The organism is Lactobacillus agrestimuris, assembly GCF_943193025.1.
Lineage (GTDB): Bacteria > Bacillota > Bacilli > Lactobacillales > Lactobacillaceae > Lactobacillus > Lactobacillus agrestimuris.
The window spans coordinates 1-14,457 of the sequence record NZ_CALPCQ010000021.1 but is presented as its reverse complement, the minus strand read 5'-3'; the positions used below and the strand labels follow the sequence as shown (position 1 = coordinate 14,457).

At 33.2% G+C, this 14,457-nt stretch carries 13 protein-coding genes; 10 read left to right on the top strand and 3 right to left on the bottom strand.

The genetic code is table 11. The annotated features are described in order from the left end of the window. Positions 1-238 precede the first annotated feature (238 nt). The 8 genes from NFR82_RS06980 to NFR82_RS06945 all read left to right on the top strand — a co-directional run bounded on the left by NFR82_RS06980 (position 239) and on the right by NFR82_RS06945 (position 8,023). The gene (locus NFR82_RS06980) at positions 239-1,093 is read left to right on the top strand and encodes a glycine betaine ABC transporter substrate-binding protein (RefSeq protein ID WP_420908759.1); all 855 of its coding nucleotides are present in this window, start codon (positions 239-241) and stop codon (positions 1,091-1,093) included. Positions 1,094-1,105: 12 nt separating this feature from the next. Continuing rightward, on the top strand, positions 1,106-1,750 hold the full coding sequence (locus NFR82_RS06975; protein WP_251717571.1) for an ABC transporter permease: 645 nt from the start codon (positions 1,106-1,108) through the stop codon (positions 1,748-1,750). Then, positions 1,731-2,498, top strand: coding sequence for an ABC transporter ATP-binding protein (locus NFR82_RS06970; RefSeq protein WP_251717570.1), 768 nt, complete (start codon positions 1,731-1,733; stop codon positions 2,496-2,498). The genes NFR82_RS06975 and NFR82_RS06970 overlap by 20 nt, the downstream gene beginning before the upstream one ends. Then, complete coding sequence (locus NFR82_RS06965; RefSeq protein ID WP_251717569.1) at positions 2,495-3,133, top strand: ABC transporter permease; 639 nt, start codon at positions 2,495-2,497, stop codon at positions 3,131-3,133. The genes NFR82_RS06970 and NFR82_RS06965 overlap by 4 nt, the downstream gene beginning before the upstream one ends. 6 nt (positions 3,134-3,139) lie before the next feature. Further along, positions 3,140-4,000 (top strand): NmrA family NAD(P)-binding protein, encoded by an 861-nt coding sequence (locus tag NFR82_RS06960; RefSeq protein ID WP_251717568.1) that lies wholly within the window; start codon positions 3,140-3,142, stop codon positions 3,998-4,000. A 949-nt stretch (positions 4,001-4,949) separates the two neighbouring features. Then, positions 4,950-5,288 carry a hypothetical protein gene (locus NFR82_RS06955; RefSeq protein ID WP_251717567.1) on the top strand — a complete coding sequence of 113 codons (339 nt, stop codon included), beginning with the start codon at positions 4,950-4,952 and terminating at the stop codon, positions 5,286-5,288. 403 nt (positions 5,289-5,691) lie between these two features. After that, positions 5,692-6,612 carry a homocysteine S-methyltransferase gene (mmuM, locus tag NFR82_RS06950; RefSeq protein WP_251717566.1) on the top strand — a complete coding sequence of 307 codons (921 nt, stop codon included), beginning with the start codon at positions 5,692-5,694 and terminating at the stop codon, positions 6,610-6,612. A gap of 10 nt (positions 6,613-6,622) precedes the next feature. Continuing rightward, the gene (locus NFR82_RS06945; RefSeq protein ID WP_251717565.1) at positions 6,623-8,023 is read left to right on the top strand and encodes an amino acid permease; all 1,401 of its coding nucleotides are present in this window, start codon (positions 6,623-6,625) and stop codon (positions 8,021-8,023) included. A gap of 131 nt (positions 8,024-8,154) precedes the next feature. Here NFR82_RS06945 and NFR82_RS06940 read toward each other — a convergent pair whose 3' ends face one another. Continuing rightward, positions 8,155-8,307: a transcription regulator gene (locus tag NFR82_RS06940; protein WP_251717564.1), complete on the bottom strand. Its 153-nt coding sequence runs from the start codon at positions 8,305-8,307 to the stop codon at positions 8,155-8,157. A gap of 107 nt (positions 8,308-8,414) precedes the next feature. Next, entirely contained in the window at positions 8,415-9,299 is an 885-nt protein-coding gene (locus NFR82_RS06935; protein WP_251717563.1) for a LysR family transcriptional regulator, read from the bottom strand. Between the two features lie 236 nt (positions 9,300-9,535). Here NFR82_RS06935 and NFR82_RS06930 point away from each other — a divergent pair, with 236 nt between their 5' ends. Further along, a complete protein-coding gene (locus tag NFR82_RS06930) occupies positions 9,536-10,951 on the top strand; it encodes a DASS family sodium-coupled anion symporter (protein ID WP_251717562.1) in 1,416 nt (471 codons plus the stop codon). 14 nt (positions 10,952-10,965) lie between these two features. After that, the gene (locus NFR82_RS06925; RefSeq protein ID WP_251717561.1) at positions 10,966-12,747 is read left to right on the top strand and encodes an FAD-binding protein; all 1,782 of its coding nucleotides are present in this window, start codon (positions 10,966-10,968) and stop codon (positions 12,745-12,747) included. Between the two features lie 134 nt (positions 12,748-12,881). On the opposite strand, the gene menC is transcribed toward NFR82_RS06925, so the two are convergent. Beyond that, positions 12,882-13,988, bottom strand: coding sequence for an o-succinylbenzoate synthase (gene menC, locus NFR82_RS06920; protein ID WP_251717560.1), 1,107 nt, complete (start codon positions 13,986-13,988; stop codon positions 12,882-12,884). Positions 13,989-14,457: the final 469 nt, after the last annotated feature.

Sequence of the window (14,457 nt, the reverse complement as noted above, 5' to 3'; positions counted from 1 at the left end):
ATGTAATTCAATTTCTTATTTCTGTAGTAGGTTCTAATTGAACATGCAAAATATATGCTTATTTAATTATATTCTTGACTGAAACTTAAGGTTATAGACTATTCTTTGACTAAAAGCTTGAAAAGTTAAGACTAAGGGTTTATATTTTATATAGTTGTTAATTTAAAAGTAACAGGTGATTTAAGTGACTAATAAGAAAAAATGGTCAATCATTGGATTAATTGTAATATTCATAGGAATTTTCTCTTTTATTGGATGGCAAAGAAAAAATATATCCTCAATAAATAGCAATGGTCAAATTATTATTGGATCGAAAAATTTTACAGAAAGTAAAGTTGTCATGCAAATTTGGACTGATGCTCTAAAAAAAGAGGGTTATTCAGTTAAAACTAAACCAAATATTTCTAGTTCAGTAATTTTTCAAGCTATTAAATCTGGACAAGTAGATTTATATCCTGAATATACTGGAACAATCGCATCAACTTATCTAAATAATAATATTGTTGGTAAAGGTGCCGAATCCGTTGCTCAGATTGCGAGAGATGGAATGTTAAAACAAAATCTCGTTACTTTAGATTATTCCCCAGGAAACGATGCCCAGGGGATTGCAATTAGATCTTCTGTAGCTAAGAAATATGGTATTTATACGCTTTCAGATTTGCAGAAAAAAGCCAATAAAGTTCGCTTTGTATCACAGGGTGAATTCGATAAACGTGAAGATGGTATACCTGGTCTTGAAAAGACTTATGGGAAGTTTAACTTTAAGAGTCATAAAGTTTATGATCCAAGCTTAAAGTACAAAATTTTATCAAGTGGTAATGGTGATATTACTCCTGCTTCAACTACTGAAGGGCAACTTGCGACAAGTAAATTTCTCGTATTAAATGATAATAAAAAGTTTTGGGCAGCGTACAATCTTGTGCCTTTAGTAAGAAGTCAGACCTTGAGAAAATATCCAAAGATCAGAAGTCTATTGAATAGGATTGATCGAAAACTTACCACAAATGAATTACGTCAATTAAATAAAAAAGTTGATGTAGATGGTCAAAGCTATCAAAAAGTAGCGCAAGATTGGGTAAATAAGAATCTATAAGGAGGAAAAATAGTGTTATCAGAAATTATTAAATATTTTCAAACTTCCTCTGGAGAATACTTTACTTATCTTGAACAACATTTGTGGTTAAGTTTTTCTGCATTAATTATTTCAATGATAATAGCTTTACCTATTGGTTACCTAGGATCACGAAATAAATTTGTAGCGGCCTTTTGTCAAACTTTCTCGCAATTACTCAGAATAATTCCGAGTTTAGCATTACTTTTCATCTTAATTCCTTTTATTGGAACTGGTTTTATTCCAGCTTTAATTTCATTAGTAGTTTTGGCACTGCCACCATTAATTGTAAATACAATTTTGGGATTTAATGAGGTTCCACAAACTTTTTCTGAAGTGGGCTTATCACTTGGAATGAATCAATTTCAATTACTTAAGCAAATTTCATTTCCGCTTGCTTTACCATATATCTTGAATGGGATTAAGCTTGCATTAGTTGAAATTATAGCAAGTGCAACGCTTGCTACATATATTGGTGCGGGTGGCCTTGGTACTTTGATTTTTACAGGTCTCGGCTTATATAAAATGCAATACGTTGTAATTGGTGCTGTTAGTGTAGCATTATTGTCATTGATTTCAATGTGGTTGATGGATTTCTTGATTAGAAAGGCTGAAAAACATGACAAAAACAATTATTAATTTTTCGAATGTTAGTAAGAAGTATGGTAAAAACGAAATTATTTCTGACTTGAACTTCACCGTTAATGAAGGTGAATTTGTAACGGTTCTTGGCTCATCGGGTTCAGGGAAAACCACAACCTTGAAGATGATTAATGGTTTAGAAAAGCCAACTAGTGGAAAGATCATTGTTGATACACATGAATTGGATAAGTGTGATTTAGTTGAACTTCGTCGCCATATTGGCTATGTTGTCCAATCAGTTGGCCTTTTTCCTCATATGACTATCGCTGATAATATCGCTGTAACGCCAAAATTACTTGGATGGGACAAGGAGAAGATTGACCGGACTGTTGATCAACTACTTGATTTAGTTAGTTTAAAGTCGGAAGAATATAAAAATCGTTATCCAGGTCAACTATCGGGTGGTCAACAACAAAGAGTAGGGTTAGCCCGTGCTCTTTCAACTAATCCGCCACTTCTTATATTGGATGAGCCATTCTCGGCTTTGGATGCAATTATTAGACAAAATCTTCAACAAGAAATCAAAGCCTTACATCAAAAACTAGAAAACAAAACTTTTTTCTTTGTGACACATGATATTAACGAGGCACTCTACTTAGGTGATAGAGTAATGATAATGAATCATGGAAAAATTGAACAATTTGATAAACCTGAAAAGATAGTTGCAAATCCTGCAACAGATTATGTCAAAAAATTAATTGCAACTGTTCGTCAAAATAAAAAGTTATGGGAGGAATTTAAATGATTGAATATTGGCAAGAAAATTCCACTCAAATGATGCAATTAATGATTGAACATGCTCGAATGGTATTAACGGCACTTTTAATAGCATTAGTTGTAGCAGTTTTATTAGTTATATTTTTTATTCGAAAAGATAATTGGATGAACTCATTAGTCTATTTCTTTTCATTACTTTATTCCGTACCTAGTTATGCTTTTTTTGCCTTGCTGATACCTATAACGGGGTTAGGTGAATGGACTGCAATTATTGTATTGGCGTTTTATAGTGAGTATGTCATTTTGCGAAACTTTATAACAGGCATTCGTGAAGTTGATCCAGCTTATATTGAAGTTGCCAAAGGGGTAGGAATGACTCAAACACAAACCCTATTGAAAGTTCAACTTCCACAAGCATTACCTGCGATTTTTTCAGGATTGCAAATAACTCTGGCTTCCGCAATGGCAATTGCTACGATTGCCTCTACAATTAGTGCTGGAGGATTGGGAGATTTACTGTTTGAAGGATTGCAAACTGGACAAGTTGTTCCGATTCTTTGGGGTACAATTTTAACGATTTGCCTTACTTTAGTTGGCATTATAATAATTAAGTTAATTGAAAATATCATGATTAGTGACTGGTATGATGTTCAGAAAGGATGATTTTTAATGAAAATAGCAGTAACAGGTGCAACAGGACACTTAGGTGGCAAGGTTGTTGAACAATTATCAAAGAAAATCGCCAAAGAAGATATCATTGCTTTAGTTCATACTAAAAATCATGCACAAAATTTAATTGATTCTGGTTATGATGTTAGAGAAATTGATTTTCAAAAGCCTTTTACTCTTGAAACAGCATTTAAGGGAATTGACACTTTAATTTATGTAGCAAGTAAAACTTACAAAGTTTTTGACCGTGTTCACGAACTTGAAAATGTGCTTGAAGCTATGGAAAATGATAGCGTTAAGAATTTAGTTGCTATGAGTTTCATTGCTGACCAAGAAGATAATCCATTTATTATGACGCCATTTTACGGATATTTACCAAGACGTCTTGCAGGAACTAAATTCAACTACGCAATTGCTAAGAATAGTTTGTATGCTGATCCATTGGTACCATATTTGCCAGAATTGATTGAAAGAAAAGGCTTGATTTATCCAGTTGGCGATCAAGAAATGAGTTTTATCAGTTTGGAAGATTCTGCTGAAGCTATGGCTGATATGGCTTTGGATGAAAAGATTTTGCAAAGTAGAAAAACTTATCTTTTGACTCAAAGTAGGGCATACACAATGCCAGAACTTGGTGAAATTATGACAAGAGTTACGGACCATGAAATTGGTTATCACCCAGTTAGTGTAGAAGAATTTGGTAGAATTTATGCTTCTGAAGGTGATGGTGATGAATTGGCATCAATGTATGCTGGTGGTGCAATGGGTTATTTGCACGGATTGAGTGATGACTTTGCACATATTACCGGTCATGAGCCAGAAGCTATGGAAAGCTTTTTAACTAGAAATTATCAAAAATAATAGATTTTAATAGTATGTAATTACAAAAAATCCCATTAAAAAGGGCTTTGCGGATTCTATACGAGTTTGAATTCACAAAGCCTTTTTTCGTGTCTAAATTTATCTTGATTTATTGGGTTTTAAATATGTTTGATTAAAATTCACATTTTAACTAAATTAAATTGGTATAAAAAAGATCGCCATAAAGACGATCTCGCTGTTTTACTTCCGCTTGATTACACGAATAAGATTCGTGATTGAATCAACCAAACGCGAAGCTTGGTACAGTACTAAACCAAGGGATAATAATATAGCTGCGTTTTCCATTGCGTTCACCTCCTTTGCTAAAGAGGTTGGTGACCTCTTCAGGATCACGCTAATCACGCACCATTTATATTTTATCATTAATGAAATCGTGTTATAATAAAAATCGGATAATATATAGCGCACAACGTTTTCCAACGTGCGTAAGACAAGCTTGGTAACTTGTCACAAAAAGACGTCTTAGGGTGGCCTTGGCCACCTTTTTTGTTTGCCTAATTTTTATAACAAAAAACAGCGTCCCAAGCAGTATCCAAAAACGGGGGCTGTCAATAAGTGAACTGAGAACCAAAAACGTTTAATTTGGACATCTCTATTCAACGGAATGGGGATGTCTATTTTTTATTTCAAGTGTGTTTCATTCAAAAATATAACACTAAGATAGTTACCTAATTGGTAATATCTAAAATTTTAATAACTATGTAAATTTTTGTTTTCATATCTTAAATTCTTAATATAGAAGTAAAATTTTAAAAATATTTTTCTTTAAACCCCTTTTGGAATAACTATTAACGTGAATTTTTAAAATAATTCAAAATAAATTTCAAAAAACACTTGCATTGAATAACAGGTGTTATATAATAATATATGTCAAGGGGATATGAAAGATCCCAAGAGTTAAATTAGTGAAGATATAGAGGTATTTAAAATGAAGAAGTTAGTTAAGGTTGTTTCAAGTGTAGTTATCGCATTAAGCTTTGCAGGTATGGGTAGTCAAGTTGTTAGTGCAGCAACAGCACCACTTGCAACAGCACAAGTAGCGCCAACAGATCCAGCAATTAAGAAGGGTCAAAAGATTGTGGTAGTTGTAAAAGACACTAAGAAGCAAACCGTTTCTGTATACAACGCAAAAGCAGAAAAGACTAACAAGTCAGTTAAGATGGGTTCAGAATACACTGCAAAAGCTGTAAAGAAGGTTAACGGTAAGAAGATCGTTAAAGTTTCAAATGGTAAGTGGTTGAACACTAAGGACGTTACTCAAGACTAATTAAATATCTCAGACTAGTTAAGAAATAGTGTGTAGGTAATTTACCTGCGCACTATTTTTATTTTTAATAATAAAATTCACTGTTGACAAGATGAAAAATAGATGATAAATTATTGACAATAAATTAAAAGATCTTGAAAAACAGAGTAACTATTCTAGTTTTCTAAAGAGAATGCCAGTTGGTGAGAAGGCATGATAACGAAAATAGTGAAGATGGGTTTGAAATGATCAGTACTGGTGATACTTAGCCGGTAACGGAGTTGTGAATCGTTAACATCACAAGCTATTGATAGTAGTTAGTAAGGCTTATTGTGTGAGCAGTAAGCGAATTAAAGGTGGTAATCACGAAGCACTCGTCCTTTTGGATGAGTGCTTTTTTGCGTTTAAGAAGAAGGAATAAAAAATGAGTTTAACAAAGCAAATTAAAAATAAAGGTTTAGTACTTGATGGAGCAATGTCATATGAGCTAGAGCGCCAAGGTGTCGATACTAATAACGAATTATGGACAGCAACAGCATTAATTGACCAACTTGAAAAAGTCTATCAAGCTCATTGGGATTATTTTGAAGCCGGAGCAGATTTAGTTATCACAGATACTTATCAGGCAAATGTTCAGGCTTATGAAAAGGCTGGCTATAGTTCACAAGAAGGTAAAAAATTTATTGCAGATGGAGTAAAAATTGCGAAAAAGGCGAGAGATGATTTTGAAGGAAAAACTGGCAAACATAATTATGTTGCGGGAACCATTGGTGCTTATGGTGCATATTTAGCAGATGGCAGTGAGTACCGTGGAGATTATCGATTGTCAAAAGATGAATATTTAGAATTCCATTTGCCAAGATTAGAAACAGTGATCGCAGAAGAGCCAGATTTATTGGCAATAGAAACTCAGCCAAAATTAGATGAACCATTAGCATTGTTAGATTGGTTAAGTAAAAATCATCCTGAATTACCGGTTTATGTGAGTTTCACATTACTAGATTCTGAACATATCAGCGATGGTACACCGATTAGTGAGGTAGCTAAGGCTATTTCAAAATTTTCTCAAGTAATTGGGATTGGAATTAATTGTGTGAAACCGGATTTAGTAACTGATGCACTTAAGAATTTTGCTGAAAATACGGAAATACCATTGGTCGTTTATCCAAATTTAGGTGCAGTTTATGACTCTAAAATTAAGCAGTGGAAAGAATTCGATCAAAAATATGACTTCTCCAAGTTAACTAACGAATGGTATCAAATTGGGGCAAGATTAATTGGAGGATGCTGTACTACAGGTCCAAAACAAATTAAAGAAATTAGTAATTATTTTGAGCGCTTATAAGGAGTAAGAAATGGAAGAACACAAGACTCATTTAGAGAGGAAGATGGAAACACGCCATATCAGAATGATTTCGCTTGGTGGAGTAATTGGAACCGGCTTATTCTTGAGTTCGGGTTATACAATTCATGAAGCGGGTCCACTGGGTACAGTTATTGCCTATCTCGTTGGGGCATTGATAGTTTTTGCGGTAATGCTTTGTTTAGGGGAACTATCTGTTGCAATGCCTTATACTGGGTCTTTTCATGTTTACGCCAAAAAATATATCGGACCTTCAACCGGTTTTGTTGTAGCGATTTTATATTGGCTAACTTGGACAATTGCACTTGGATCAGAATTCACTGCTGCAGGATTAATAATGCAAAAATGGTTTCCAAATATTCCGGTTTGGATATGGAGTTTAACCTTAATGATTTTGATTTTCTTAAGCAACTTCTTCTCAGTTAAGGTTTTTGCTGAAAGTGAATTTTGGTTTGCCGCGATTAAAGTATTTGCGATTGTTGCTTTTATCTTCTTGGGAATTTTGGCAATCACGGGGATTCTTCCGGTAAAAGGTTTTAATAAAGCACCTGGATTAGTTAATTTTTATAAAAATGGTTGGTTTCCTAATGGTTTGGGCGGTGTCTTTACCACAATGCTAACTGTGAATTTTGCATTTTCGGGCACAGAGTTAATTGGAATAACAGCAGGTGAAGCAGAGAATCCCAAGAAGGCAATTCCAGAAGCAATTGGAACTACTTTATGGAGATTAATTATTTTCTTCATTGGTTCAATTGTTGTTATGTCAGCACTTATTCCTTATCATACTGCTGGTGTGACTCAAAGCCCATTTGTTTATGTTTTAGATCTAATTCATGTTCCATTTGCAGCAAATATTATGAACTTCGTTGTTTTAACGGCAATTATTTCTGCTGCCAATTCTGGCCTGTATGCATCAACAAGAATGCTTTGGTCATTGGGAAATGAGGGAACAATTCCAAAGGCATTTACAAAAACGAATAAGCGAGGCATTCCAACTTTGTCTCTTGTTGTAAGTATGCTTGGGGGTGTTCTTGCCTTAATTTCAAGTAAGGTTGCTGCTTCAACTGTATATTTGGTATTAGTTTCAATTTCGGGATTGGCAGTTGTATTTGTTTGGATGGCAATTGCTTGGTCCGAATTAAAATTTAGAAAGGCCTTCCTTCAGGCAGGACACAAGCTTGATGAATTAGAATATAAAACTCCTTGGTATCCGGTAGTTCCGTATTTTGCTTTCTTTGCCAGTCTTTTATCATGCATTTTGATTTGGTTCGATCCAACGCAAAGAGTAGCGCTATACTACACGATCCCATTTGTCGCAATTTGCTACATTAGCCATTATCTTTGGCTTAAGTATGGGAAGAAAAATAAAGAGCAGGTTGCTGCAGAGGAATAGAAAAATATGATAAAAAGGCAAAATCATGAAGATAAAATATATCTTTAAGGTGACAAAATAAGTTAAAAAGAACTGAAATAGTAGATATTTCAGTTCTTTTTGTTTTCATTTTAGATAATAGGCATAAATTGTTAGAGGCCTTTCAATATATCTATACATTTTTTCTGAATTGCATTTGGGACAAAGCCTTCTCGTATTCCTAAAGTTGAGTAACAATGAATTCGTTGACTTGGAATAAGGGGAATTGCCTTAACATTAGGATTATTTTTAACTGCAAAATTCATTAGAAAGCCAACTCCCATACCTTGTTCTATCAATTGAAGAGTGGTGTCAATACTATCAACAACTACTCGCGCTTTGGAAGAGGCTGTTAATAAGGCTATTAATCAAGCTAATTAACATGAAAGTTTTTTAAAATATCAATGCCTTTCTGTTGATATGAATTTGGAACGAAACTTTTTCTCATCGCAATTTGCATATAAGCCCATAATTTTTGTTCTGGGATTAAGTGAATAACATGCAATCCATGTTTATCTTTTAAAGTTTCTTCCATAGCTAAAGCAATACCAACATTTTCACGTACTAAATCAATCATTAATTGCATTGTTTTTGCCGTAAAAATTATATTAGGTTTGAAATTACCTAAGTTTGCTTCTTGATCTAAGCATTCTCGTGTGAGATAACCCTTAGATCTAGCAATAAAAGCTCTATTTCGTAATTCCGAGACTTTAACTTCTTCTTTATTTACCCATGGGTCATCTAACCCTGTAATAATTACTAATTCGGTTTTGTGTAAGTTTCTAATATAGTATGTTGGATCATTAATTGGAACCATCCATGAGTATATTGCAACATCAATATCACCGTTGGTTAAACTTTCAAAAATATCAGCGGATCTTTCTAAATGGGTATCGAGCATTGAAAGGATGTTTGCAGAATGAAATTTTGCAATTATTTTTGGAATGTACATACTCCCAGCAACACCTGAGAAAGAAATTCTAATTTTGTGTTCACTGGCGTGCGTTACATCATGATCAATTGTGTGAATTTCATTAAGTAAGTGCTTAGATTTTGAATAAAGAAGTTCCCCAGCTGAAGTAGTGACTAATTTGCTTTTTCGGTTACTTTGCTTAACTAAGGGATCATTAAAATGCTTACTTAGTCGTTTTATGGCGGCCGAAATTGTTGGCTGAGTTACATCAAAATGATGGGCAGTCTTTGTATAACTACCAGTTTCTACTAATTTACAAAAATACATTAAATCTTGATTATTCATTATAAAACCTATTCATAAAAAATATTTATAATTGTATCTTTTTTAATTATAAATTTTGGATTTCACAAAATGCTATATGCTTTATATTACGCTATATTTAAAGAATTATCACATCGTTTTGTTCACAAAGAAAAATTAGAAAAGATTTTTAAAATCATATAAATTAAAACTGTAAAAATAATATAACTGCTATAAAAAAGATGGCGGAATGAATTTTAAAAATGAGGAGTAAGAAAATGTTAGATAAGTTTCAATGGAAGAAGTGGATTCTTCCGCTAGCAATCGGAATTATTCTCTGGCTTTTAACTCCGTTAAAACCAGCAGAGATAAATGTAGATGCATGGCATTTGTTTGCAATTTTTGTTGCTACAATCATTGCATGTATTACAAAGCCATTGCCAATGATGGCAACAACATTAATTGCAGTTGTTGTAGCAACATTAACAGGAATTTTTAATATGAAGGAAGTTGCTGCAGGATTTGGTAATTCAACTGCTTGGATGGTTGCAATGTGTATGTTCCTTGCAGCGGGTTTTATTAAATCAGGTTTGGGTAAAAGAATTGCATACATATTTGTTAGATCTTTTGGTAAAAGCACTTTAGGTTTGGCATATGCATTATCACTTGTTGAAACAGTTTTAGCAATTGGAATTCCAAGTAATAATGCTCGTGTAAACGGTATTATGTATCCTCTTATTGATGGTTTATCAAGAGAAATGGGTTCTGATCCTGAAAAAGGAACACAAAGAAAGTTGGGTTCATATTTGGTATTTAATGAATATGAAGTTAACAATGTTACTTCAGGTATGTTCATAACTGGATTAGCAGGAAACATGGTTGCTTTAGGATTAGCTAAAACACAAGGAATTGAAATTTCTTGGATGCAATGGTTCCTTGCAGCAATTGTTCCAGGTGTGATTTCTTTATTAGTAGTACCCTTTCTTTTATATAAGGTCTATCCACCAGAAATTAAACAAACACCTGATGCACATAATTGGGCAGATAAGAAATTAAAAGAGCTTGGTAAGATGACACCTGCTGAAAAAATCATGTCAGTAGTTTTCCTTTTGGCAATCATTTTATGGTTAGTTGGTTCTCACATTGGAATTGACGCCACTGAAACAAGTTTTATTGCAGTAGTATTATTGTTAATTACTGGTGTAATTAATACAAAGGATTTATTGAATGAAAGCTTTGCTTGGAATATTTTAACCTGGTTATCCATCATTATGCTAATGTCACAAAAATTGATGACATTAGGATTCTTCCCATGGTTCTCCAAGACTTTAGGATCATGTCTTCATGGAGTAAATTGGATTTTAGTATTGGTAATATTGTGGTTAGTATACTTCTATTTACACTACTTGTTCCCAAGTGTTTCAACCCAAATTTCAGCTCTTTATGCTGGTTTTCTTTCAATAGCTTTGGGAGCGGGAGTTCCTAAAATTATGGCAGCATTGATGCTAGCAATGTGTGGGACTGTTTATCTATCAACTTCTACATATTCTGCTGGTCCTGCAGCTATGATTTCATCTACAGGTTATATTTCAAACAAAGACTTTTGGAAGTTAAGTGCAATTATTGGTGTAGTATTCAATATTATCTGGCTTGGTGGCGGCTTGCTTTGGACTAAGGTTATTGGATACTGGTAGAATAGGTGAACAAAATGATTTATAATTCTTCGACAAAATGGGATGCAGTGTATGACGTAATTGTAGTTGGATTTGGTGGTGCAGGCGCAGGTGCTGCAAGGTTTGCAGCAGATAATGGTTCAAAAGTATTACTAGTTGATTCTGCACCGGAAGGTAGCGAAGGCGGTAATACTAGATATGCAGGAGGTGCCTTTGCTTACGGAACTAGTTTTGATAATTTAAAAGATTACTATAAACAGACTTATTATCCTTTTGATTATGACGCTAATGCGTTGGATGCTTTCGTTGAAAATGTTCTGAAAATGAAAGAATATTCAAAAAAATACTTTGACATTGAAGCCCAACTAACTGGTAGAAGACCAAATGGTGAATATCCTGAGTATAGACATAGTGATTCAATGCAGTCACAAAGTATGACAAAAGGGATGTACAACGGTGGTTTTTGGAAATTATTAAGACGTGAAGTATATAAAAGGCTCGATAAAATAGATATTTGGTTTAACTCTCCAGTTGAACATTTAATACAATCTCCTGAAGATGGTACTGTTTTAGGTGTTTCTCTAAAAAGAGATAATCAAACAAGATTTGTAGCTGCAAAAAATGGCGTTGTATTAAGTTGTGGTGGTTTTGAAAACAATCAAAAGATGGTTCAAAATTTCCTGGGACAAGGTTCATTAGCCCCAATTGGTAGTTTATACAACCAAGGAAAAGGAATTGATTTGGCAATCGAAGTTGGTGCTCAACTTTGGCACATGTCAAACTATGATTCACATGGACTTTCATTAAGACAAAATTTACCTAGAGAAAAATTTGCATACATGATAAATTGGCCAACTCTTTTCAATGGTTCAATTTTTATTGCAGGTGATGATGGTACTAGGTATTTTAGAGAAGATGAAGAAGACAGACATGGTTATAAATACAATCATGGAAATTGGGTAATGATTCCTAATCAAAATCATCCTCATATCATCATGGATCAAAAACAATTTGATCAGTTATCAAACGATACTTCTAATAAAGCAGAACAAATTAAGGAATTGATATCATACTCTATAAAAGCAGATACTATTGAAGAGCTTGCTAAAAAGATAGATGCACCTAAACTTTCTGAAGAAGTAGCAGATTTCAATTACTTAGTAAATAATCTGAAGAGAGATATGTTCTTACATAGAAAAATTGATACTATGAGAAGTTTAGGTAACGGTCCATATTATGCAATACCAGTTCGTCATAATATACTCCACACTCATGGTGGTGCACGAAGAAATGAAAAATGTGAAGTAATTGATTTAGAAGGTAATGTGATCCCTCATTTGTATGAAGCGGGTGAGTTAGGAGATATCTTTGCAACGAAATATATCGGAGCAAATAGTATAGCAGATTTACTGATTTCAGGAAAAATTGCTGGTGAAAATGCTTCTATACCAAAACGAAAAATAATGGAAATGGATGCAATTTCAGGAGCTTCTAAACTTGATGAATTGAAATCTGATGCTAAAACTTCAATAGAGAATTTTGCTGTTGGAAAAAATCAAGGAATTGGATTAAGTTCAAATGGAATCAGCGATATCCCTATTGTGGTTAGAGTTTCTGTTGATGGAAAGTCAAAAATAAAAAATATAGAGACCCTTCAAGAAAAAGAGTCCCCAACACTTGGTGGAAAAGCCATTCCTAAATTAACAAAAGAAATATTGGCTAAGAATAATCCAGATGTTGATGCAGTTTCAGGAGCAACGGTAACTAGTCACGCTTTTAAAGAAGCAGTAGAAATGGCTTTGAAGAATATAAAATAAATAAAAAAGGCTTTGAAAGATGAACTAAAACATATTTCAAAGCTTTTTGTTATCATTATTAATATTTTTATTACTCAAAGAGTGAACTATTTTCACAAAGCAAGCTGTCAGATAATATATGTTTATAAAAGATATTATTTGACAAAATCACTTTGAATTGTATATTTTTTGATGATCTTCCAATTCAAGTTTACTCCTAACCCAACTTTAGTTGGTACTTCAATATTTCCATTTTTCAATTCAATACCTGGACTAATGATATCATTTGAAAAGTAATGATTTGAAGCCGAAATATCGTTTGGTAAAGTGTAGCCAGGAAGAGTTGCAATTGCAACATCTACAGCTCGAGCGACACCTGAACTATACATTCCTCCACACCAACATTGAATATTATTTTTCATAGCAAAGTTTTGAATTTCTTTGGCAGAAGTAATACCACCAACTTTGCTAACTTTAATGTTGATAATCTTACCACTTCCTAACTCAAGCATAGCTTCAGCATCTGAAAGGGAATTTATACTTTCGTCTAAACAAATTGGAGTTTTAATTTCGAATTGTAATTTAGCATGGTGAATTAGATCGCCAGGTTCAAGAGGCTGTTCAATCATTAATAAATTAAGCTCATCCATCTTTTTAAATAAGTCAATATCTTTTAAAGAATAAGCGCAATTTGCGTCAGCCATTAAGCAAATTGATGGGAAATGTTGTCTAATAAATTTCAAATATTCATAATCTTTCCCGGGTTTAATTTTGACCTTAATTCGTTCATAGCCATCATTCAGTGCTTGTTTAATAATGTGTATCAATTTAGATGGCGAGTTCTGAATTCCGATACTGATTCCAGATTGGATTGATTTTTTCGTACCACCAATATAATTTGCTAGCGATAAATTCTCGGTTTGTGCGAATAAATCCCAAATAGCATTGTCAATAGCTGACTTTGCCATGTTATTTCTTTTGATACCCGAATATAAATCTTGAATTTGTTCAGGAGATTTAATTTCCTCTTTTAGTAAAAGAGGTATTAATTGCTTTTTTAATAATTCATAAGCGCCATCTCGAAATTCTTCTGTATAGAAAGGGATTGAGAAAGCTGAACATTCACCATAACCGTGGATACCTGCTTCATTTTCTAATTCAACAAGAATGAAGTTTTTGTTGCCCATTTCTCCATAACTAGTTTTAACTACTGAAAGTAAAGGAAGATTAATTTTATAAAGATTGGCAGAAACTATTTTCATTTTTATTCCTCAATTAATATACTTAAAGTCTATTGTTAACTAATAATTACTATTTCTTAAGTTTATCCAATACTAAGACATTTAAGAAATTTGTAAAAATTCTCAAAATAATAAAATTACACGTAGATTTAAAAAATATTAAAATATGGAGCATATTTAGCCACGATATGATCAATCACTTGAAATTCGAGTGGGGGGGTGTACCCTTACTATGTGCGCTCCATAGTGCTAAAATAAACATTCTAGTAAATCGTCGTCCCTACCATGGCGACGATTTCTTTTTTAATTATTTCTTTAAAAAACATTATTAATAACTTTTCATATGTTAAAAGTTATTTGAATTGAGAATAATACTTTTATTATATAAGTTAAGTCGTAAAGAGCAATTAATTAGAGACTGTAAAATAGTTTGTGTAAGGATGAATGATTCCTTAAATTTATTTCTTTAAACATTAGAAAAAGGAGTTCC

Excerpts from the sequence above, each read along its gene's own strand:
- NFR82_RS06970 (WP_251717570.1), top strand. The coding sequence starts at position 1,731 with ATGACAAAAACAATTATTAATTTTTCGAATGTTAGTAAGAAGTATGGT.
- NFR82_RS06965 (WP_251717569.1), top strand. The coding sequence starts at position 2,495 with ATGATTGAATATTGGCAAGAAAATTCCACTCAAATGATGCAATTAATG.
- NFR82_RS06960 (WP_251717568.1), top strand. The coding sequence starts at position 3,140 with ATGAAAATAGCAGTAACAGGTGCAACAGGACACTTAGGTGGCAAGGTT.
- NFR82_RS06955 (WP_251717567.1), top strand. The coding sequence starts at position 4,950 with ATGAAGAAGTTAGTTAAGGTTGTTTCAAGTGTAGTTATCGCATTAAGC.
- mmuM (WP_251717566.1), top strand. The coding sequence starts at position 5,692 with ATGAGTTTAACAAAGCAAATTAAAAATAAAGGTTTAGTACTTGATGGA.
- NFR82_RS06945 (WP_251717565.1), top strand. The coding sequence starts at position 6,623 with ATGGAAGAACACAAGACTCATTTAGAGAGGAAGATGGAAACACGCCAT.
- NFR82_RS06940 (WP_251717564.1), bottom strand. The coding sequence starts at position 8,307 with ATGAATTTTGCAGTTAAAAATAATCCTAATGTTAAGGCAATTCCCCTT.
- NFR82_RS06935 (WP_251717563.1), bottom strand. The coding sequence starts at position 9,299 with ATGAATAATCAAGATTTAATGTATTTTTGTAAATTAGTAGAAACTGGT.
- NFR82_RS06930 (WP_251717562.1), top strand. The coding sequence starts at position 9,536 with ATGTTAGATAAGTTTCAATGGAAGAAGTGGATTCTTCCGCTAGCAATC.
- NFR82_RS06925 (WP_251717561.1), top strand. The coding sequence starts at position 10,966 with ATGATTTATAATTCTTCGACAAAATGGGATGCAGTGTATGACGTAATT.
- menC (WP_251717560.1), bottom strand. The coding sequence starts at position 13,988 with ATGAAAATAGTTTCTGCCAATCTTTATAAAATTAATCTTCCTTTACTT.